The following is a 21,543-nucleotide window of genomic DNA, read 5'->3' on the forward strand; positions in this document are numbered from 1 at the left end:
GTCTTTCTTCTCGCTTCCGTTGAAACGCTAGCTCACACCGCGGACGCGGCGGCCTCGGCCTGGGGAACCACCGAGCCGTCCCACTCCGCGTTGACGTTCGAGGGGTCGACGCGCTGCTTGCGACTGCGCAGGTACATGTACAGCGACAGGCCCACCAGGATGGCGAACACGGTGAGCGCACCCGCCAGCCCGCCGACGCCGTTCGCGATGAAGTAGCACACCGCTCCGACGACGCCGGCCGCCGGGAGCGTGGTCAGCCACGCCGTGACCATGCGCAGCGCGACGTTCCACCGCACTTCGGCGCCGGGCTTGCCGACACCGGAGCCGAGGATCGACCCGGTCGCGACGTGCGTCGTCGACAGCGCCATGCCCATGGAGCTCGAGGTGAGGATGATCGCGGCGGAGGATGCCTCGGCCGCCATGCCCTGGGGCGACTCGATCTCGACGAGGCCCTTGCCGAGCGTGCGGATGATGCGCCAGCCGCCGAGGTAGGTGCCGAGGGCGATAGCGACACCGCAGACCACGATGATCCACACCGGCAGCCCGTCCTCGAGGATGCCGTCCACGGTCAGCGAGCCGTGCGCGATGAGCGCGAGGGCGATGACGCCCATGGTCTTCTGCGCGTCGCCGGTGCCGTGGGCGAGGGAGACGAGGGATGCCGTGCCGATCTGGCCCCAGCGGAACCCGTTGTCGCGGCGCCTCTGGGACGCGCGCTTGGTGAGCGCGTAGACGAGCGCCGTGCCGGCCGCGGCCACGACGCAGGCGATGACCGGCGCGAAGAGGGCGGGGACGACAATCTTGGTCGCGATGCCCGACCAGTTGATGGTCGCGGCCCCGGCGATGCCGGCGCCGATGAGGCCGCCGAACAGGGCGTGCGACGAGCTGCTCGGAAGGCCCAGGAGCCACGTGAGCAGGTTCCACAGGATGCCGCCGACCAGGCCCGCGAAGATGATCGTCATCGCGGTCTGCGCGGTCAGCCCGTCGACGAGCGCTCCGCTCTCGGTCTGGATCTTCAGGACGTCCTTCGTGATGGTCGCGGCCACCTCGACCGACAGGAACGCGCCGACGAGGTTCAGGATCGCGGAGATCGTGACGGCGGTCTTCGGCTTGAGCGCCCCCGTGGCGATCGAGGTCGCCATGGCGTTGCCGGTGTCGTGGAAGCCGTTCGTGAAGTCGAAGGCAAGGGCGGTGACGATCACGAGGATCAGAATGAGTATCTCAGCGCTCATAGTTCACGAGTCTCGCAGCGCGCCGAGCCCCGAATCGGCGGAATCAGGGAGTCTTCCTCGGCCGTTCACCGAGTGTTCACGAGGTGCGGGCCGCGCGGGCGTCTAACGGTCGAAGGCGACTGCCTGGATGCCGGTGGCCGCCCGCTCGGCCGCCGCCGCCTGGCGCTCGGCCTCGAGGTCGAGGCTGCGGCCCAGGACGAGGTATGCGACGGCGGAGACGATGAGCCCGACGAACAGCGCGATGTCGGCGTCGCCGAGCGCTGCGGCGGCCGGGCCGACCCACCACGCGGTGACCACGAACGGAAGCATGGCGAACAGGCCGATGAGGTACGCCAGCATCCCGCGCCACCCCCAGTTGCCGTAGACGCCGGTCGGCCGGAAGATCTCCGACACCGCATAGTGGCCGCGGCGCACGAAGTAGTAGTCGACGAGGTTGACGGATGTCCACGGCACCATGACGTACAGAAGGATGACGAGGAAGCTGCCGAAGTTGTCCAGGAACTCGCCCGAGCTCACCGAAGCGCCGATGAGCGCAGACACGGCGACGACGCTGCACGCGATGACGCGGACGAGACGAGTCGGGGTGATCGGGCGGATCGAGTCGACGGTCGTGATGAGCTCCATTGCCGCGGCGTAGATGTTGACTGTGATCACGGCGACGAGGGCCGGGAGGGCTGCGAGGAGGAGGAATGTGCCCGAGCCTGGAAGCACCGCGTTCGAGAGCTGCTCGACCGCGCCGATCGGATCGCTGCTCGCGAACGCGGCGGCGACGAAGGCGCCCAGCAGCATCAGCCAGGACATGCCGACGAAGACTCCGCTGTAGGTGTAGAACAGCGCGCGCCCGGGCCTTGTCTCGGGCGGCAGGTATCGCGAGTAGTCGGAGACGTAGGGCGCCCAGCCGAGCGCGTATGCGGCCGCGGCGCCGAACTGGACGAGGAAGGACACCCACGTGAAGCCGGTGAGCGAGAGCTGCTCCGGGGGAAGGGGGACGAGGAATACCGCGGCGACGGTGACCAGGCCGAACGTGAGGAGGAACAGCCAGGTGAGCCACTTCTGAGTCTGGTGGATCCAGTGGTAGCCGAAGATCGAAAGCATGAGCGCGAGGCCGCTGATGATGAAGTACCAGAGCACGTTCGCCTGAAGACCCGTGGCCCGCACCAGGATCTCGGCGCCGAGCATCTGGTTGAACATGTTGAAGCCGACCAGGCTGAACACCACGACGACGCAGATGAGCGCGACGCCGCGGTAGCCGAACTGCGCGCGCGACTGGATCATCTGCGGCAGGCCGAGCTGCGGCCCTTGCGCGGAGTGGAACGCCGTGAACACCGTTCCGACCGCCGCGCCCAACAGGATGGCAAGCACAGACGTCGTGAACGATGCGCCGAGAGCCGCGCCGAGCATCCCTGTCGCGAGCGTCGTGATGTTGGCGTTGGACATGAACCACAGAGAGAAGAGGCTTCGCGCGTTGCCCCGTCGCTCTTCGAGCGGCACCCACTCGATCGATCGCCGCTCGACGAGCACCGTGCCCCTCGTCGCGGCCGGCTGTGCCGCCATCGTGTCCGCCATCGGCGCTCCCTTCATCAGTGGGCGCCGCTCCGGGCGCTGAAACTGACGATAGGGAAAGGCTGACCTACATACCAGACGATAGTTGCCTTTAGAATTGATCGTTTTAAGCTATGGCTCTGTCGACGTGTTCAGCGCTGCCACCATCTCCGACGCAACGCGGACGAGCTCGGCAGCGGCCGGTGCCAGCGTCGAGTCCCGACGCCGGACGGCGGCGATCGTGTCGAACAGCGACGGGTCGAAGCGTCCCGTGTGCAGGCCTTTCGGAAAGTCGTCCCGTGCGGCGATCGTGCGCGAGACGAGCGTCTCGCCAATCCCTCGCCGCACCAGCTCCAACGCGGTGCTGACCGTCTCGACCTCGACGATCGGCTCCAGCCGCAGGCCTCGCACCTGCGCGCGCTCGGCGAGCTGTCGCCGCGTGGGGTCGTCCCATCCATAGTGGGCGTCGTAGGCGATGAGCGGGCGCACCGCGATGTCGTCGATCGTGACCGGGCGGGCCACGCGACCGGGGTCCCGACTCACCCAGAGCACTTCGTCGCGCAACAGCGGCGTGACCTCGAGCCCCTCGTCGTCGACGGGGAGGACGACAATGCCCGCTTCGAGAGACCCGTCGCGGACGCCCGCCGCAACCTCCGCGGAGTTCTGGCCCACCAGCCGCAGGCGCACTCCGGGATGCTCGCGGTGGAACACATCGATGAGGTCGGGAAGGAAGTAGTGACGGGCGTTTCGGAGCACGCCGATCGAGACCAGCCCCCCGCTGAGCCCGTGGAGCGCCTGGAGGGCGAGCACGCCGCCGTCCGCCCCGGCGACCGCGCGCTGCGCCCATGGCAGCAGCTCCTCCCCGGCCGCGGTGAGATGCAGCCGACGACCGCCGCGGACGAAGAGTGCGAGGCCGTGCTGCACCTCGAGCTTGCGCACCAGCTCTGAGATGGTGGGCTGGGTGGTTCCCAGCTCGTCGGCCGCCGCCGTGAACGACCCGAGCATGGCTGCGGCGAGAAAGGCGCGGAGCTGCGTCAAGGTCATCGTTCAAGACTATGCCTCTCATACATGCTCTTCTCCTTGTGCGATATTTCGCGGGGAACGTACGATCGCACCATGCTCCACACCTCCGCCGTCCTCACCGGCCTCGAGGGCCGTTTCCAGCGCCTCAAGACCCCGGGCGTCAGCGCCCCCTCCGCCCAGCGCGATCCGCGGGTCGTCCAGAAAGTCTCCGAGATGCTGAGCGACATCGAGCGCAACGGCCTGACCAGCGTGCGCCGTTACGCCGCAGAGTTGGACAACTGGGATGCCGACGAATTCGAACTGGACGCGAAATCCATCCGCACGAGCGGCGACCGGCTGGATCCCGAGCTGCGCGCGGCCATCGAGCTAGGCTCCGAGCGCACCCAGGCGTTCGCGCGCGCGCAGCGCGAACTGCTGCGGGACTTCGAGGTGCAGCTTGCCCCCGGGCTCGTCACGGGCGTGCGTTACGTCCCCGTATCGCGCGTCGGCGCGTATCTGCCGGCGGGCCGCTTTCCGCTCACCGCCAGTGCGTTCATGACGGTCGGCGTCGCGAAAGTCGCGGGCGTCTCCACGGTCATCGCGTGCACACCGCCGCAGCCCGGCGGGCGCGCCAACGACGCGGTCACCTACGCTGCGCACCTGTCCGGCGTCGACCGCGTCTTCGTGCTCGGGGGGGTCCAAGCGCTCGGCGCCATGGCGTTCGGCCTGCTCGACGAGGCGCCCGTCGACATGCTCGTCGGGGCGGGCAATGCGTTCGTGGCCGAGGCCAAGCGGCAGCTGTTCGGCACGGTCGCGATCGACCTCCTGGCCGGCCCGTCGGAAGTGGCCGTGATCGCCGACGAGACCGCGGACCCCGTGCTGGTCGCCGCCGATCTGCTCGGCCAGGCAGAGCACGGCCCGAACTCCCCCGCCGCCCTCGTGACGACGTCCGCAGAGCTCGGCCGCGCCGTTGCCGACGAGGTCGAGCGCCAACTGGCGACACTGTCCACCGCGTCGATTGCCGGTCCCGCGTGGCACGACTTCGGCTCGATCACCGTCGCGTCCGACCGCGACGCCGCCATCGAGCTCATCGACGACCTTGCCCCTGAGCATCTCGAGGTCATCACGGCGGACGACACGTACTACCACGACCGTCTCCGCAACTACGGCTCGATCTTCCTCGGACCATGGAGCACCGTGGCATATTCCGACAAGGGAATGGCCGGCACCAACCACGTGCTGCCCACGGCCGGCGGCGCGAAGCACTCGGCAGGACTCTCGGCGGGCCGCTTCCTGAAGCCGCTCACGTACCAGCGGGTCGCCGAGGACGCGACGGGCCTGCTGGCGCCGGCGGTGGCGACGATCTCGAACTCGGAACGGATGGCGGCGCACGCCGCCACGGCGACGCTCCGCCTCGACCGGCTCGAGAGCTGAGCCGGAGGCCACCGTGACCGCGAAGACCGTGCGCATCCGCTGCACCCAGCTCAGCCCGCGGATCGGCGCGGTGGCCGACAACCTCACCCGCATCGACAGCGAGCTCGCCCAGGCTGCCGCCGACGCGGTCGACCTCCTCGTTCTGCCCGAGCTCGCGACCTGTGGCTACGCCATGACGGCCGAAGAGGCACGGGCGGCAGCCCTGCCCGCCGACGGGGAGGTGCTCCGCGGCTGGGCCGAGTCGCTGGCCGGCACGACCACGACGGCCGTGATCGGATTCTGTGAGGACGGCGGCGACGTGCTGTACAACAGCGCGGCTGTCGTCGCTGCCGGGGCCGAGCCTGTGGTCTACCGCAAGCTGCATCTCTGGGACACCGAGAAGCTGCTGTTCTCGGCGGGCGGCCAACGGCCTCCGATCGTGCGGACGCCGGCCGGCGCGCTCGGCGTGATGATCTGCTACGACCTGGAGTTTCCCGAACTGCCGCGCTCTCTCGCCCTTGAGGGCGCCGAGATGATCGCGGTGCCCACCAACTGGCCATCGCGCGCCCGGCCCGGCGGCGAGCACCCGCACGAGATCGTCCACGCGATGGCGGCCGCTCAGGCATCCGCGCTCGCAATCGCCTGCTGCGACAGGGCGGGCGACGAGCGCGGCCTGTCGTGGACCGAGGGGACCGCGGTGGTGGGGCCCGACGGCTGGCCGATCGGAGAGCTCGACGCCGACAGCCGCCTCGATGTCGAGGTGGAGTTGCCGGCAGCGCGCACGAAGACCAGTGGGCGCAACGACCTCTTCGGCGATCGTCGCCCGGAGTTCTACGGCCCGCTCGGCACACAGTGATCTCAGCCGCCTTCAGCGCTCATGGCAGACCCGCCCAGCCACCGAGGGCGCGGCCGTCGTCGGATCCGGACGACGGGCGGGCGGATGTCGGAGAGTCGGGCGGATGTCGGAGGATTCGGCGCAGATCCTCCGACATTCGCGCGATACTCCGACGTTCGGCGGATGCCCCCCGCTCGCAGCCGGGGAGGTGCTGCCCCGAACCTCAGGAACCTTCAGACTGTCTTAATTCCCGGTCTAGGTATCGCCGAAGGCTTTCGCCGCTCGTACGTGGTGGATACACTTTAGAAGTCGCTGAGAGTCCCGGCGCCGCATGACCCTGTGGGAGGGGTCGCATGTGCGACGCGAGCGACGCAAGTCGGGGCAGGTCAAGGGGTTGACCAAACACTGGGGAGTGGTGGCTAGACCGCCACCCACTGGGGAACTGGGGAAAAAATGGGAAAGCGTGTTCTCGCGCGCTCGGAGAGCGAGCGGACACTATGACGTCCGTCGACGACGCCGTCTCGGCGTCCACCTTCACTTCTGCGCCGGCGGCGGCTTCGACCACCGCGTCGCCGGGCGCGTTCGCGCCGATCGCGGCGCCGCGCACGGACGAGACGCCGGTCGTGCCCGGCACGCAGGTCGCACCGCGCGTCACGCCGACGCTCGAGCGCCGCCAGATGTGGGAGCGGCGGTACCGCCGTCGCCTGCGACTGACCGACACGCTCATCGTCGCCGCGTCTACGGTCGTGACGGCGGTCGTGCAGCACCAAGTGCTCGAGCCGGCGGTGCTCGCGGCCGACCCATGGATCCTGGCCCGCATTCCTGTCCTCGCGGCGGCGACGTGGCTGCTCGTTCTCGCGCTGTTCAGCACGCGCGACGCGCGCCTCATGGGCGCAGGCACCCGGGAGTACAAGCGCGTCGCGCACGCCACAGGGCTGGCCTTCGGCATCCTCGCGATCGCCTTTGTCGTCTTCCAGTGGCAGGGCATTCGCATGCAGCTGATCATCGCCCTGCCCGTGGGCCTGATCGGCCTGCTGTTCGGCCGGTGGGCGTCCCGCCGGTGGCTGCTGCGCCAGCGGAAGTTCGGCCACTACGTGTCGCGCGCCATCGTGGTGGGCCGCTCCGCCGACGTCGAGCACGCCATCCGCACTCTTCACCTCGATGCGGCGAACGGCTACGTCGTCGTCGGCGCGACGCTCGACGACGACCACACCGGCGAAATCGTCGTGGACGGCCAGCCCTTCGCAACCGTGGGCAGCCTCAACACCGTCGCGCAGTCCGCCAACGAGCTCGGCGCCGACGCCATCATCGTTGCGAGCCAGCCCGACAACGACCCCGACTTCGTCAAGCGGCTGAGCTGGCAGCTGGAGGGAACGGCCGCCGAGCTGGTGCTGTCGAGCCGGTTGGTGGATGTCGCGGGCCCGCGCATCTCGCTGCGCCAGGTCGAGGGCCTGCCGCTCATCAACGTCAAGATCCCGACGTACGAGGGCGGCCAGCACCTGCTCAAGCGGGCGCTCGACATCCTTGTCGCGACGATCGCGCTCATCTCGATCGGGCTGCTGTTCCCGTTCATCGCGCTCGCGATCAAGCTCGACTCGCGCGGCCCGGTGTTCTTCCGCCAAGAGCGCGTCGGCCGCGACGGCCGCCGGTTCCGGATGGTGAAGTTCCGCTCGATGAAGACGAACGCCGAGCAAGAGCTCGCGGCGCTGCTCGAAGAGAACGAGGGCTCGGGCCCGCTGTTCAAGATGAAGCACGACCCGCGCGTCACACGCGTCGGCCGCTTCCTGCGCAAGACGTCGCTCGACGAGCTGCCGCAGTTCTGGAACGTGCTCGTCGGCGACATGAGCGTCGTCGGCCCGCGCCCGCCGCTGCCGAGCGAAGTCACCGCCTACGACGGCACGGTGTTCCGCCGCCTGTACATCAACCCGGGCATCACCGGCCTGTGGCAGGTCAGCGGCCGCAGCGACCTCTCGTGGGAGGAGAGCGTGCGCCTCGACCTGCGCTACGTCGAGAACTGGTCGGTGATGAGCGACCTGCAGATCATGTGGCGCACCGCGAAGGTCATGGTGCGGCCGAACGGCGCGTACTAATCTGACAGTCCAGCCGGTCGATTCGAGAGCATGAACGGCACCACGGGGCATGAGATTCGCCGCCGGGCGAGCTCAAAGGGCATGCCCGAGGATTGAGGGCAACGACGACGAAGGAGTTCTCCCGTGACGCCTCCGCCATCGCTCTGCGGCCGTGCGAAGCTTTCGCGTGCACACGCACGGCATCAAGCGGCACAGGGAGCAACCCTCCTCGTGGGCGTGCTCGCGATCGCGTCGTGCAGCAGCGTGAGTCCAACACCACCCTCTTCGCCCTCCACCGTGGGCCCAACAAGCAGGTCCACCGAGCCCTTCGACACCGACCTGACCATCGTGTTCAGCATGAGCTTCGACTCGGAGGCCGACCCTCTGCAGGTTGAGCCGGTCGGCACCGCCAAGGTGACGGAACAGTCCGTTTTCGGCGGGAGCCTGAGTTTGGTCGACTCCTACCCGGGAGGGGGAGTGGCCGCCGAATTCCCCGAGTTCAGCGAAGGCAACGAGGAACCTGGTGTGGGGCTTGTCGCCTCGCCCGGGGACAAGCTGTTGCCGGAGCCATCGAATGCTGAGTTCGGTTTCGGAGCGGACGTTCGTCTGCGCAGCGTCGAGTCCTCGGACGACGACAACGGGGACAACATCATTCAGCGTGGGCTCGCCGCCGACCCCGCGCAGTTCAAGCTCCAGATCGACCACGGGGTGCCTTCGTGCTCCGTGACGGGCGATGCCGGCCGGCGTCTCGTGAAGGGGGAACTCCTCGAAGAGGGCATCTGGTATCGCCTTGCGTGCGTACGAGCGACAGGCGCGCTCAAGCTGACCGTTTCCGCAGTCGGGGAAGATGAACTCAAAGAGTACGAGGTTAAAGGATCCACCGGCCGGGTCGATTTCGTGGATGCGACTCCGCTGGCAATTGGACGGAAAGCGACCGGCGCGGGAGAGATCGTGATCAAGCAGCCCGACCAGTTCAACGGAACACTGGATTCGGTCTGGGTCGGAATAGACGACGAGCGGTAGCGGCGCATCTACCCCGAACAGACGGCATCCACAAAGGAGATCTCCAGCAGCCGGCGGCGAGGAGCCTTTATACGTAGCCGGTTCGAGTAGCCTCGCGCGACCTGGCCGAGGGTTAAGTCATCCTTCCGGCCTCAAGGCAATCGAAAGAAGGAACGCCCGGTTTCCCGCGGTCTCGACAGAGGATGTGATCCCACCTGCAGTACCAGCCACCAGCGGACCCGAATCCGCCGCCAATGCGGTGATGTTCCCGCTGCCCGTACCCGCAGAACTCGCTCGAGTGCTCACCTCGCTGGGTGCGGTGAGAACGTTGGCAACGTTGCTCTTGACTGCCCAGTAGGAGACGAGGGTTCCGTTCTGCGCCGCCGTGACGTCTGGGGTCGTGTACGAACCACTCGACGCGGCCAACACAGACGAAGCTTCGACGACCGGGTTTGCGGCATCCACGCCCCGGTAGACGAGGAGCGTGGCGTCTGCCTTTACAGCCGACGATGACGTCGGTGTGAACGTTTTCCCGAGATCGGCTGCCGCAACGACCTTCACCCAAGCCTTGCCGGTGACGCCATTCGACTGAGAGGCCGCCACCTCGGTCCAACCCGTCGGGGCGGACACCGTGGCCGTTGTGGAGTTGCTGGCGAAAGTCATCACCATCAGATCGTCGACCTGCGCGTCGCTGGGCACCTTGAGCGGGTGGGTCGTGGCGTTGCGATTTGTCGAAACGGCGCCGACATAGCTGATCGAATCCGTGAGCTCCACGGGCGACACCGACGTGGTCAGCGTTGCCTGGGCACCCTGTGAGTCGGTGACGACCAGCGTGACATCGTAATCGCCGGACCCAGAGAACACATGCTCAACCTCGGCGCCGGCCCCCTGAGTGCCGTCCCCAAAGTCCCACGCGTAGTCGGCCAACGGACCGTCGGCGTCACTGGACTCAGAAGCATCGAATGAGCACGTCAATGAGTCGCACTCAACCGTGTACGCAGCAACCGGATCGGCGAACACATGCTCGACCTGCAGCGTCTGGGACGACTGCGCCGTCTGCCCCGCCGAGTCGGTAACCGTCAGCGTCACCGTGTACTCGCCGTCAGCCGGGAAGGTGTGGGACACTCGCTCGCCCGAGTCCGTTGTGTCATCGCCAAACGTCCAGGAGTACCCCGCCAATGCTCCTTCAGCATCTGTCGAGGCCGACGCATCAAGCTCACACTCAAGGTTGGTGCACGATGCGGTGAATGCCGCCTCGGGCAGGGTGTCGACAAATTGCACCTGCTTCGAAAGCGTCGCAGTGTTCGTTGCGCCCATGTCGTCCGTGAGGGTCAACGTGACAGTGTACGTTCCAGACGCTGCGTAGGCGTGCGTCGGGTTCGCGTCAGTGCTCTTGGCACCATCGCCGAAATCCCAGCTGTAGGACACGATGCTGCCGCCCTCATCCGAAGATCCCGATGAAGAGAACGAACACGTCTGGTCCACGCAGTCGACGCTTGCCTGGGCGATAGGCGCGAAGTTCAAGGCCGCGCCTGCAACGCCTTGGTAGGCGAACAACGCAGACGCCTGCCAGTTCACGCCGTCAATAGCGGGCCCGGAGACAGTGGACACCGAGCCTGCAACAAACGCGCCGCTCTGCCATCCAACTCGGACAAGAGAGCCGTCCGCCTGTGCCAGGAACACCCAATCTCCCGCGAGGAACATTCCACGCACCTGCGACAGGTTCAGGCCCGTTACCGAGCTCAGCGAGTACTCTGCCGCGCCCACGACATCGTTCTCCGCCGTGAAGTAGCGCATCTTCAGCGCGGAATCTCCTGTTTGTGTGTAGTACATCCGGCCATTGTCGAAGAAGGCACCAGTGAGCTTCGCGGCGCTCGTGTGCCACGCTGTCAGGGTGACGAGTTGGTCGTGAGTGCTGACCGCAACGGGAGCGCCCCAGGTCGTTCCGTCGAAGGAGCGACGAGTGAAGCTCCCATCGGAGCCTGCCAGGTACACATTCCCGTTCAGCATGAACGCCGCTCGAGTGGTCGACCAGTCGATGGCTCCGCTCGACTGTGCAGTCCTGCCCACGGTCGTCCCGGAGAACTCGCTCAGTCGCACGCCGGACGTCGACGGGTTCTGTCCGGCCGTGGGGCCAAGCATCACAACTCCGGCAGGCAGTGTGGGCGCGTTGGTGGCAGGCAGGTCTTTACCGCCAGAGAGTGGGAAATATGCAATCCGCCCGTGGTATTCGTTGTTGCCAATCCGATCCGTGTCGGAACCGACCCACAGTCCGGTCTCGGTCGCAAGCATGTCAAAAACGCCGACGCCGCGCGTGCGACCCGGATTCCAGCTCAGAGGCATGCCGTTGGCGGGGTCGAGAGCTGCAATACCGTCGCGTGCGACAGCACCAGCGCCAGCTCGGTCCGCGGCGAACGGGTTGTTCGCCCACCGGAAGTGCCCGCCAACGTACACCACGGAACCGGTCACCTCGACGGCGTACGTCGTGTCTCCACCGGTGGTGTTGATCCACTCCGGTGTGATGCCTGTCCCGCTACGACTCGTGTTAAATCGTGCTTGTGAATCGCACGGAGAAGTGGCACCGCGGTAGGCGCCGGTAGTGCTGACGACGAAGAAGCTGCCGTCGGGCGCGAAGTCGAGGTCGCGCATGTACGTGTCGAAGGATGTGGAGCAGGTCGCGGCGTAGAAGTCGGTCTGCCAGTTGGCTACGGCTGCTGTGCTGCCCGTGGCATCCAGCATGAAGATCTGCCGTCGGTCGAGTCCTCCAACAGTGAGGAAGTTCCCGATGCCAACCAGCCGGCTGCCGTCGGCTGTCACGTCGATTTTGTTGACACTGGTTGTTCCGCCATTTTGCGTCCCCGCCACCGTCAACGCCATGTAACCGTCGGTCGCCCCCGACGTGGCGTTCAGTGTCGTCAGTTGGCCCTGCGCCGAACCAGACATCGAAGTGAATGCGCCGGCCACCCACAACCGGTCTCCAACCAGGCGCAGGTCCTTCACGATCCCATTACCGGCGACGTTGCGGAATCCGGAGGTGTTCGTGCCGGTCGCGATATCCACGCGCGCCAACTTGCGCCGAGTCTGACCTGCGACCGTGTTGAAGCTGCCGCCAAGGTACACGCTGTTGCCGTCCGCGCTCGGGATGACCGTCGTCACCGTGTTGTCGGGCGAGGGGTCGAACGAGCTGATCGCACCTGTCGTAGCGTCGAAAGCGACAACGTTGCGCCGTTGATAAGTCTGCGTGCGCTGCGCGTCGCTGACCTGGGTGAAGCTTCCACCGAGCACGATCAGGTTCCCTACCTGCGCAATCGAGTTGACCTCGCCGTCCAGCACATGAGGAGTGTTGTTCGCTGGGTCGTCACTCACGACCTTCGTGTGGGTGACCTCAGCAGCAGTTGCCGAGGGGACCAATCCGATCGACGTGACGATCAACGCAGCGACTGTAGAAAGAATGACTGTGAAACGCCATCGACGCATGGCCGAACCCCCAGAACTCGAACGCGCATGGCACCCCCGGGCCATGCGTCCCCGCGATGAATATAGCGCTACGGTCGGCGTCTCCGCGACTGCAATGCCCGAACCTGAGTCAAAACTGAGGCGTCGCGCCCAGCTAACGCGGGAACGAGACGGTCAGTGAATTGCCTTGGACCGCCACGGTGAAGGGCGTTTGAGCCGCCGTCCCGACCCCGAAGACAAGAGCGCCACCAAGGTTGGTCGCCAGCAGCACTTGGCGGATCGCCGGCAAGTCATACGTCTCGTTGGTGATGACTTTCTTGGGGATGGTGCCGTTCTTTCCCGGCACGGAGTTCGTGAACGATACGGTGAGCACTGCCGAACCGTCGAGCAGGACCACATCGTCGTCGGAACGCAGGAGCTTGTCGACGTAACGAATGTCATAACCCGGCACAGCGCGGTCCGCGAAAGCGAAGGTCAACGTGTCCGCCGCTCCGCTTGACGCCACCTTCACGGACATCAACTCCCCCTTCGCGTCGCTCTTCTCGACGCGCGGTGCCACACTCGTTTCGGCAGGTGGCACCGGCTCCAGAGTCGGCGCCGGCGTGATAGTGGGGATCGGGGCCGGCGATGAGCTTTCCGTGTCGACGGTCACGGATGATGCTGCAGTCTGAGGTGTCCCCGTGCACGCCGTCAACCCTAGACAGAGCGCGACGAATCCCGCAGCGACCCCGAAACGCATCCTGTGCGCAATAGGCATGTCAACCCTCCCACCACGACCGGCTCCGCCAGTCTTCCACCGGTCTCTGCTGTACCAGGTCAACCTGCGGGGTTGAGGACGAGGGAGAGGAGGAACGCCTTGTTGCTCGCTGCCGTCGCGGTCGCCGTGACACCACCGGCTTGACCACTCGACAAGGGGCCGGAATCAGCCGCCAACGCGGTGATGTTCCCGTTCGACGAGCCTGACGACGACGCGCGCTCTGTCACACTCTCCGGAGCCGTCAACGTGTCCGCGACATTGCCCTTCATCCCCCAGTACGACACCAGAAGCCCGCCCGACACGCCAGCGACCTGCGGAGTCGTGTGCGTCGTGCCACTGACGGACTCGAAAGCACTCTCCACCGCCGCAACCGGGTCGGCGCTGTCTACTCCGCGATAGACGAGGAGCGTCGCTGCAGCCTTCACTGCCGAAGACGATGTCGGCGTCACCTGCCCGCCAAGGTCGCTGGCAGTTGCGACCTTCGTCCACGCCCGACCGGTCACACTACCCGTGGACGACGTCGCCGCAGCCACCTCCGTCCACCCCGCCGGAGCCGACACGGTCGCCGACGACAAGTTGTTCGTGTACAGCAGCACCATCACATCGCCGACCTGGGTCGCGGCAGGCACCGCCGTCGGATGCGTCGTAGAGTTCCGGTTCGACGTCGCCGAACCCACGAACTCGATCACAGCAGACACCGTGGCGACCTCGACGGTCTCGGTGACCTCCGCAGTCTGGCCCGCCGAGTCCGTCACCGTCAGCGTCACGTCGTACTCGCCGTCCTCCGCGAACGTGTGCGACACCTCCGCGCCAGACCCGTCCGACCCATCCCCGAAGTCCCACGCGTAATCCGCGATCGAACCCTCCGCGTCAGACGACCCCGACCCATCGAAAGAGCACACCAAGCTCGCACACGACACCTCGAACGAACCCGTCGGCAACCCATCGAGGAAGTCCACCGACTGCGTCGTAGACGCAGAGCCCGTGGCGCCGTCATTGTCGGTGACTGTCAGCGTGATGCTGTAAGTTCCCGCGGCTGCATAGGTGTGCGATGGGTTGGCCTGTGTGCTCGTCTCGCCGTCACCGAAGTCCCACAGGTAGCTCGCGATGCTGCCGCCCGCATCGCTCGAACCGTCCGACGTGAACTCACAGGCCTGGTTCTCGCACTCCACACCGATCTCCGCCGTGGGCGGGTAGTTCGGAACGGAGCCGTCCGCCGACTGGTAGGCGAACAGCGCACCAGCAAGCCAGTTCTTTCCGTCGATCGCCGGACCCGACACGGAGGTGGCGCTTCCCGACACGAAGGCGCCGTCCTGCCAGCCAACCCGAGTAAGGGAGCCGTCAGGCTGCACCGCGAAGACGAAGTCGCCTGCCAGGAACATCCCGCGAACCTGTGAGAGGTCTAGCCCCTCGATCGATTCGGATGCGACGTACTCTAGCGCGCCCACCGCGTCGTTCTGAGTTGTGAGGTAGCGCATTCTGAGCGAATCGTCACCCGATTGCGTGTAGTACATCCGACCGTCGTCGTAGAAGACACCCGTGATGAGAGACACGTTGGTGTGCCAATCGCTCAGCGACACAATCTCGTCTTGGGTGTCTACCGAGACGGCATCGCCCCAGGTGGTTCCGTCATAGCTGCGACGAACGAAGTCGCCATTCGAGTAGGAGAGGTACACATTCCCATTGAGCATGAACCCGCCACGCACACCAGTCCAGTCCCCCGCTCCGGCGACGTCGACGGTTTGACCAACCTCATCGCCGGAGAACTGCGTCGTCCGCACCCAGGTTGCCATGTCGACGGCTTCCACGTCCGTTCGGATGATCTCGATCGCGTTGACCAGGGGATTCTCCACGACGTGTCCGAAGTCGATGTTCACCGTGCCATCGCTCACGAGCTCGACCGAGCGCATGATGCCGATGTCGGTGCCGCCGGCCGCGGCGACAATGTCGAAGTCGTCCAGCACCAAGGAGCCGTCGACGCTCACGTCAAAGACACGGTCACCTTCCTCAGCAGTCCCGGAGTAGCGGTTGGCGAAGTACAAGCGGACCTCGATGGGCGCCCCCTCCTCGACAGGCAATGCCCATTGCATCTCGGGGGATCCGTCGTCATCCCATCGCTCCTGGTCGAACACTGACACGGGAGTACCAGTCGGCACCGACTCGTCGAGGGACACACTTGGGTCATAGGTGGCGACGTTCGTTCCACCAACACGGACGGAACTCGTGTCGGCTGTGTCAGCCGCCCAGTCCGGCCCTGAGTCCGATGAGCTGACCAAGGGGCCCGCTGCGTTGATGCGATACAGCACCGGGGACTCCGAAGCATCTGCCTTGGGCGCCAGCGAGATGATATTGGTAGGCAGAGACGGGGCCTCAGCCACCGGGACGGTCGTCCCCCCGGCCAGCGGGAAGAACGCAACTCGGGCGTGGTACTCGCCCCCGATCCACTCGGTGTCGGAGCCGACCCACAGGCCGGTGTCGGTCGCCAGCATGTCGAACACACCCACGCCGCGATCACGGCCCGGGTTCCAACTCAAAGGCATGCCATTCTCGGGGTCTAGTGCCGCAATCCCCTCGCGGGCAATCGCGCCGGCACCCGCGCTGTCTCCGGAAAACGAGTTGTTCGCCCAGCGGAAGTGGCCACCCACATAGACGGCAGTTCCGGTGACCTCCACCGCGTAGGTGGTGTCGCCGCCGGTCGTGTTCAGCCACTCCGGGGTGACGCCGCTCCCCGTGCGATCGGTGTCGAATCGCGCTTGAGTGTCGCACGGCGATGTTGAGCCGAGGTATGCGCCTGTCGTGGTGACGACAAAAAAGCTGCCGTCGGGCGCGAAGTCAAGATCGCGCATGTAGGTATTGAAGGATGAGGAGCAGGTCGCGGTGTAGAAGTCAGTCTGCCAGTCAGCCAGCGCCGCTGAGTCGCCGGAGATATCGAGCATGAAGATCTGCTGTCGGCTCTGACCGCCAACGGTGAGGAAGTTGCCGATCCCGACCAAGCGGCTGCCGTCTGCCGTCACATCGATCTTGGTCACCTGCGTAGTGCCTCCGTTGTGCTGGCCGGCGACAGAGAGCGCCATGTACGCGTCCGCGTTGCCGGTGGTGGCGTTCAGCGTCGCGAGCGAGCTCTGTGACGACCCAGACATCGAGGTGAATGCCCCCGCGACCCACAGCCGATTTCCAACCAGCCGAAGATCCTTCACGATTCCGTTCGCCGCGACGTTGCGGAATCCTGTCGTGTTCTGGCCCGTCGCGATGTCCACGCGCGCGACCTTACGCCGTGTCTCACCGCTCACGGAGTTGAAGCTTCCTCCCAGATAGACGCTGTTCCCGTCCGCACTGGGAAGCACGGTTGTGACTGTGCCGTCCGGCGCAGGATTGAACGCCGTGTCTATCACGCCCGTTGTGGCGTCGAATGCAACGACGTTGCTGCGCTGATAAGTCTGCGTGCGCTGGGCGTTGCTGACCTGAGTGAAGCTGCCGCCCAGAACGATCAGGTTCCCAACTTGCGCGATCGAGTTAACGTCTCCGTCAAGCACGTGCGGTGTGTAGTTCGCCGGGTTGTCGCTGACCACTTGCGATTGCGCGACCTCTGCCGCAGAGGCAGGTTGAGCAAGCCCCAGCGGTATCGCCAGCACTGCGATGACGGACGATACGACGAACACAGACCAACGGCGCATGACTTGCCCCCAGATTCCCCAAAAAAGACACCGCGACCACCCCAGAACACAGACCGCAGTATGAGGGGACTCTAATGCGTTTGCGCAGACTGCGCAAGAGGCCGACGAGACTCACGAAAGGTGCCCGCGATACGCCTTCGGTGCCTCAACTGAGTTTGCCCGCGAAACGGTGATCGTCGTGGCATGGGTAGCGAGCTGTCGATGCGGTCACGGGCGGAGATCACGGCGAAGTGCGCCAGGGCGTACGCGAAGTCGTCGAAGAAGGATCGGGGGCGGATCCTGGACGAGGTGATGGCCACGACCGGGATGGGCCGCTCGACCGCGCGGCAGATGCTGGACCGCCCCGGGTTTGATGCCGCATCTTTTCTGGCTGGAAGGATCGCGCCATGCCGAAGAAGGTCGACCCCGCGCTCAAGGAGCGCACCGTCCGGCTCGTGCGGGAACACCGAGTCGAGCACCCGTCGAAAGCGAAGGCAGAGAACGTGCGGCAGCTCACACTGGCATCGGCTAGCCTTGGCACTATCTGAAAGAGGCGACCATGCGGCGGTTGATTCGATCAACGCGGGCAAAGGTAGTCGCGGCGATGGTGGTTGCCGGCACACTGACTGCGCTCGTTGCCCCGCCTGCGCACGCGGCGACCTTGATGCTCAACCTCAGGTTCGACAACCAATCGCTCGGCAGCACGATTACCAGTCCGACGATCTCGGGCAGCGCATCGGAGTCGGTCACGTCGTCAGTCCTCACACTGAACGCCGGGCTGGCGGTCACGGACGTTGGCGCGCCAGGAAGCGGCCGTGCGATGCGGCTGCCTGCATACTCTCCTCTGGGAACACCACCACCACTCGCCGTCGTGTCGATCATCAACGGCTCGGGCACGGATGACCTGCTCAATCCAGGATCGGGCCGGTTCAGCTTCAGGGCCGACTTCTCCCTCGATGACACTTCGGGCAACGCCCCGAGCAACAGCGACGGAGACAACATCTTCCAGCGCGGTCTCAGCCCGAATGCCCAATGGAAGCTGAGCGTTGATGGGCACATGGCGCAGTGCTCGGTCCGCGCCGCCGGAGCATCGGCAGCGGTGCATACTCCAGCAATTGCCATCCCCAACAAGACGGCCAACGTCAGCTGGTACCGAGCCGAGTGCTTGCGAGACACCGACGCGGCGGGCACCCTGAGCTTGACCGTCTCGTACTACGACACTTCTGCCGGCTCCTGGATCAGCCTCGCGTCCTCTCAAGCAGCGGGCGCAGCGGGCGATCTGACTATGAGCCGTACCATCCCGGTCAGCATCGGCGGGAAGCTCAATAACAACAACACAATCCAGCAGAGCGCTCCAGACCAGTTCAATGGGCTCATCGACAACGTCAAGCTCATCATCGGTTGACGCGGGAAACTGGGTCAGATCCCGCGTCCGCGATTGTGCAAGAACTCCATCACCCGATCCGGCCGAACCAGTCCGACTGCGACTGCGACGGTCAACGGAGCGCGTAACTCGAGCGGGTTACGTCTCCAAGAGCTAGCAGCCCAGCGAACGGCACGTCGCCGGTTCCCCATTGCGGCGTGAGCGAACGCAATCTGGCCTCGAACTCGGGCGGACCCTCGGCGCGATGCCTCAAACTCGGGGTAGCGCCGAAGAAGCCACGTCAAGCCGGCGGCCATTGTCTCCCAACGGCGGAAGAAAAAGGACTGCTTACCCCAGCGCACGACGACGAGCGGGGCGGCGACGTTTACTATGGGGTGCAGCTTGGCGTGCCGCAAGAGGAACTCATAGTCTTCGCCAAAACCACCGGGTACCTGCTCGTCGACCAACCCAACTGCATCGAGAAGGGAACGACGCAGGAGGAAGGTAGAGGGGTGAAGTTGAGTGTGACGATCTCGAAGGAGCGCGGTCATTGGAACTAATTCAGCGTCCAGCGTCCTATCAAACGTTTCACCGTCGTACTGCACCCGGATCCCTGTCGTCGCAAGGGAAGCATCCGGCCACGCAGAGATAGCCGCAATCTGTGCAGAGAGCCTGCCTGGAAGCCAATAATCATCGTCATCGCAGAAGGCGATGTACTCTCCCGCGGACGACCTGATGCCTGAGTTCCGCGCTCCCGCCAGACCAACCTTGCGGGAATTTGTAGTTACACGAACTGAGCGGTGGTCACCCTCACGCTCGATGCCCTTGTCCGGCTCGCTCTGGTCAAACACGACGATCGTCTCAATGGGGCCAGAATAATCTTGACTCAACACGGCATCCACTGCTTCTCGGAGCATCTCCGGCCGGTCTCTAGTTGCTATAACAACCGAAACTAGCGGCAACGGAGAGGTGATTGGACTCACCTCTTTAGGCAGCGTCTCGATCCGCTCTGAACCCCCGCCCGAAGTATACTTTCGCGCCAAGTGCTTCTCTTTCATGAGAGCGGGCACAGCGAAAGGGCACTGCCTTCGCTCGAACGCTGCCTATCATCCGTCGATCGGCTGCACCAGAGTCTTGTTGACATGCCGAATCACTCCCCCTTGCAATCTTCCAGATGCCGAGCACCTTCAGAACCCGCCCTACGCGAGGTTATCATTTCCATACCTTCCACGTATCCTCCCCCTGGCTCTGGCGTGCGTTCGGCACAGCCGTGTCGGAGAGCTATGTGCAAACAGGTTCGCTGACCGCGGGCGACCCGGTTGCAGTACCTCGGTTGTGCGATCTTGAAGGGTGCGGCGGATGCACGTCCGCATACGCTCAGCTGTCGGTGTAGCCCAGCCAGGCCCGCACCGGTGCAGTCAGCAACTTCACCGTGCGGCGCTGTCGGTCCGGCATTGCTTCTCGCCACGCTTCGTCCGGGCGGATGATCACCGGCCCCAGCTGGAACCTCATCGGATTTCCTCCGATCGAGTGCCCGGTCTCCAATTCCACACCGTCCCGCGCCGACAGATCGACGTCGTAAACCCCGGGCAACTCCAGCGCATCCCATGCACGACGGAGCGTTTCGGTCGGAGCCCGAACGAAGTCCTCGTATCGCATGCGGTGCACTTGAGCACCCACGGCCCTTGTCAACTGAATGAGCAAGTTGTTCGATGCCCAGAGGGCGGATGCACTCGCTGACGAGTACCGAGCCATGCTGGCAGCCCGCTCGCCGGTCTCGGGTCGGCTGACTTCCTTTGACCACGAATAAGCAACTGCCACGCTGTCGCGGACAAGGTGCAAGATCCGCAGGTCGACCCGCCGGTCGTTGCTTAGCGCGAGTGCCAACGACGCGTGCTTGGACGAATCCACGACGATGTCCGCACCACTCACCTTGGCCGCGGCATCGTACACGGCTCGATAGAACGAGGTGTACCGCAGGATCTCGTCTCGGGCGGCGACGCTGCGAGGCCGCAGCGTCCGAAGCACACGTCTCTGCCTGTCCACGGCCTGGTGGAGTGCGAGTACCTCCTCAGGATCTACTGCGGACCACCCGCCGAAAGCCTGCTCGCCGACGGCGATCCAAAAGGCACATTGAGAGAAGGGAGTGCCGCAACCGCACAGCTCGTCCTCGATGAGCCCACGTCTCCACAGGTGCACAACCTCGCCCAAGGAGACTGCGTTCGGGATAGCCGTTACTGCCCTCTCGACAAGAGTCGATCCAGACCGGCCAAACCCTCCGATGTAGAGCACAACCGGACCGACTGGTGCGAGGGGGCGACGACGGTCTCGGTTCGCCTCGACCGTCGACTCGAACATACGCACCGTCGATTTCACGGCAGAGCCCTCTCCGCTATGACTGCCCCTCTGGAGCCGCGTGCCACCCGACTGCGGATGCACGAAATCGTCGAGTTCGGCGATGTCCTCACACCTTGACACAAGGCCGTGGCTCTCCGCCCATCGGCTGAATCGCAACTGGTGGTCGTCCACGTGCTCTCCGTGTCGCGGGTCGCGCGGCACAACGATCGGGTAGTGCCCGGCGGCTCGTGCCGCCGATATCGTTCCTGGGCCGCCGTGTGTGATGACAACGGCCGCCTCTGCCATGCGTGCGGCAAGATCCGCGGGGCTGAGGTAGTCGACGCCCTCAGCGTGCTCCGGCGGTTTCGCCGACCCGTATTGCACCAGCACCTTCTGGTCCGGATTACGACGTGCCCACTTGTCGGCCCACGCGACCGCACGGTTGAACGGATGGTGATCGGTGCCGAGGACCATCATGACATCCAGACCGGTCACAGCAGCGGGCCTATCACGATGGCATCGCGGTAAAGTCGCTGCTGCTCGGGCCACTGCACCATCATGATGCTGGTGAAGGGCCTAACCAGGCGGCCAGTGAGGGTCGGGGTCTCGACGCGGTCATACACCTCGATGTACACCGTCGTCATCCGAAAGATCCGCGCAAGAATGAAGAACGGCAAGGCGACCCCGGCGCCGGTTGAAACAACGATCTCAGGACGGCGACCACGAAGCACCTTCCACGCGAGGCGCGCGTTGCGAAGCAGATTGGGGATGTTGCGGGTTGTCGGATGGTACGCCCACAGGACGTCTGGCTCGTCCTTCAGCAGCGCGCTCGCCTCGGGCGTCTCGAACGTCACCCACGTGTGCGGCAAGTGAGACCACCACGGC

At 65.4% G+C, this 21,543-nt stretch carries 16 protein-coding genes; 6 read left to right on the forward strand and 10 right to left on the reverse strand.

Going from position 1 to position 21,543, the window contains the following annotated elements; translation table 11 throughout:
- Positions 1-32: 32 nt before the first annotated feature.
- The 3 genes from QM611_RS06740 to QM611_RS06750 all read right to left on the reverse strand — a co-directional run bounded on the left by QM611_RS06740 (position 33) and on the right by QM611_RS06750 (position 3,815).
- Positions 33-1,229 carry an inorganic phosphate transporter gene (locus QM611_RS06740; protein WP_415079141.1) on the reverse strand — a complete coding sequence of 399 codons (1,197 nt, stop codon included), beginning with the start codon at positions 1,227-1,229 and terminating at the stop codon, positions 33-35.
- A gap of 102 nt (positions 1,230-1,331) precedes the next feature.
- Positions 1,332-2,795 carry a purine-cytosine permease family protein gene (locus QM611_RS06745; RefSeq protein ID WP_415079142.1) on the reverse strand — a complete coding sequence of 488 codons (1,464 nt, stop codon included), beginning with the start codon at positions 2,793-2,795 and terminating at the stop codon, positions 1,332-1,334.
- Between the two features lie 108 nt (positions 2,796-2,903).
- Entirely contained in the window at positions 2,904-3,815 is a 912-nt protein-coding gene (locus QM611_RS06750; protein ID WP_415079143.1) for a LysR family transcriptional regulator, read from the reverse strand.
- Positions 3,816-3,887: 72 nt separating this feature from the next.
- Here QM611_RS06750 and hisD point away from each other — a divergent pair, with 72 nt between their 5' ends.
- The 4 genes from hisD (at position 3,888) to QM611_RS06770 (ending at position 9,113) form a co-directional block, all read left to right on the forward strand.
- Positions 3,888-5,207 (forward strand): histidinol dehydrogenase, encoded by a 1,320-nt coding sequence (gene hisD / locus QM611_RS06755; RefSeq protein ID WP_415079144.1) that lies wholly within the window; start codon positions 3,888-3,890, stop codon positions 5,205-5,207.
- 13 nt (positions 5,208-5,220) lie between these two features.
- Entirely contained in the window at positions 5,221-6,042 is an 822-nt protein-coding gene (locus tag QM611_RS06760; RefSeq protein ID WP_415079145.1) for a nitrilase-related carbon-nitrogen hydrolase, read from the forward strand.
- A gap of 476 nt (positions 6,043-6,518) precedes the next feature.
- Entirely contained in the window at positions 6,519-8,111 is a 1,593-nt protein-coding gene (locus tag QM611_RS06765) for a sugar transferase (protein ID WP_415079146.1), read from the forward strand.
- Positions 8,112-8,447: 336 nt separating this feature from the next.
- Positions 8,448-9,113 (forward strand): hypothetical protein, encoded by a 666-nt coding sequence (locus QM611_RS06770; RefSeq protein WP_415079147.1) that lies wholly within the window; start codon positions 8,448-8,450, stop codon positions 9,111-9,113.
- A gap of 117 nt (positions 9,114-9,230) precedes the next feature.
- Here QM611_RS06770 and QM611_RS06775 read toward each other — a convergent pair whose 3' ends face one another.
- The 3 genes from QM611_RS06775 to QM611_RS06785 form a co-directional block, all read right to left on the reverse strand.
- Positions 9,231-12,524, reverse strand: coding sequence for a PKD domain-containing protein (locus QM611_RS06775; protein WP_415079148.1), 3,294 nt, complete (start codon positions 12,522-12,524; stop codon positions 9,231-9,233).
- A 178-nt stretch (positions 12,525-12,702) separates the two neighbouring features.
- On the reverse strand, positions 12,703-13,200 hold the full coding sequence (locus QM611_RS06780) for a hypothetical protein (RefSeq protein ID WP_415079149.1): 498 nt from the start codon (positions 13,198-13,200) through the stop codon (positions 12,703-12,705).
- Between the two features lie 164 nt (positions 13,201-13,364).
- Positions 13,365-16,964, reverse strand: a complete 3,600-nt coding sequence (locus QM611_RS06785; protein WP_415079150.1) for a PKD domain-containing protein — start codon at positions 16,962-16,964, stop codon at positions 13,365-13,367.
- 401 nt (positions 16,965-17,365) lie between these two features.
- Here QM611_RS06785 and QM611_RS06790 point away from each other — a divergent pair, with 401 nt between their 5' ends.
- Entirely contained in the window at positions 17,366-17,506 is a 141-nt protein-coding gene (locus tag QM611_RS06790) for a hypothetical protein (protein WP_415079191.1), read from the forward strand.
- On the opposite strand, the gene QM611_RS06795 is transcribed toward QM611_RS06790, so the two are convergent.
- A complete protein-coding gene (locus QM611_RS06795) occupies positions 17,499-17,708 on the reverse strand; it encodes a hypothetical protein (RefSeq protein ID WP_415079151.1) in 210 nt (69 codons plus the stop codon). The two genes, QM611_RS06790 and QM611_RS06795, sit on opposite strands and share 8 nt — an antisense overlap.
- Before the next feature lie 121 nt (positions 17,709-17,829).
- Here QM611_RS06795 and QM611_RS06800 point away from each other — a divergent pair, with 121 nt between their 5' ends.
- On the forward strand, positions 17,830-18,363 hold the full coding sequence (locus tag QM611_RS06800; protein ID WP_415079152.1) for a hypothetical protein: 534 nt from the start codon (positions 17,830-17,832) through the stop codon (positions 18,361-18,363).
- Positions 18,364-18,377: 14 nt separating this feature from the next.
- Here the strand turns inward: QM611_RS06800 and QM611_RS06805 are convergent, their stop codons facing one another.
- The 3 genes from QM611_RS06805 to QM611_RS06815 form a co-directional block, all read right to left on the reverse strand.
- On the reverse strand, positions 18,378-19,379 hold the full coding sequence (locus QM611_RS06805) for a glycosyltransferase family 2 protein (RefSeq protein WP_415079153.1): 1,002 nt from the start codon (positions 19,377-19,379) through the stop codon (positions 18,378-18,380).
- Positions 19,380-19,698: 319 nt separating this feature from the next.
- Positions 19,699-21,153 carry a sulfotransferase gene (locus QM611_RS06810; RefSeq protein WP_415079154.1) on the reverse strand — a complete coding sequence of 485 codons (1,455 nt, stop codon included), beginning with the start codon at positions 21,151-21,153 and terminating at the stop codon, positions 19,699-19,701.
- On the reverse strand, positions 21,150-21,512 hold the full coding sequence (locus QM611_RS06815) for a UDP-N-acetylglucosamine--LPS N-acetylglucosamine transferase (protein WP_415079155.1): 363 nt from the start codon (positions 21,510-21,512) through the stop codon (positions 21,150-21,152). Before QM611_RS06815 ends, QM611_RS06810 begins: the two co-directional genes overlap by 4 nt.
- Positions 21,513-21,543 lie beyond the last annotated feature (31 nt).

Source organism: Microbacterium sp. (genome assembly GCF_047606685.1).
GTDB lineage: Bacteria > Actinomycetota > Actinomycetes > Actinomycetales > Microbacteriaceae > Microbacterium.

Excerpts from the sequence above, each read along its gene's own strand:
- QM611_RS06740 (WP_415079141.1), bottom strand. The coding sequence starts at position 1,229 with ATGAGCGCTGAGATACTCATTCTGATCCTCGTGATCGTCACCGCCCTT.
- QM611_RS06745 (WP_415079142.1), bottom strand. The coding sequence starts at position 2,795 with ATGGCGGACACGATGGCGGCACAGCCGGCCGCGACGAGGGGCACGGTG.
- QM611_RS06750 (WP_415079143.1), bottom strand. The coding sequence starts at position 3,815 with ATGACCTTGACGCAGCTCCGCGCCTTTCTCGCCGCAGCCATGCTCGGG.
- hisD (WP_415079144.1), top strand. The coding sequence starts at position 3,888 with ATGCTCCACACCTCCGCCGTCCTCACCGGCCTCGAGGGCCGTTTCCAG.
- QM611_RS06765 (WP_415079146.1), top strand. The coding sequence starts at position 6,519 with ATGACGTCCGTCGACGACGCCGTCTCGGCGTCCACCTTCACTTCTGCG.
- QM611_RS06770 (WP_415079147.1), top strand. The coding sequence starts at position 8,448 with ATGAGCTTCGACTCGGAGGCCGACCCTCTGCAGGTTGAGCCGGTCGGC.
- QM611_RS06790 (WP_415079191.1), top strand. The coding sequence starts at position 17,366 with ATGCCGAAGAAGGTCGACCCCGCGCTCAAGGAGCGCACCGTCCGGCTC.
- QM611_RS06805 (WP_415079153.1), bottom strand. The coding sequence starts at position 19,379 with ATGAAAGAGAAGCACTTGGCGCGAAAGTATACTTCGGGCGGGGGTTCA.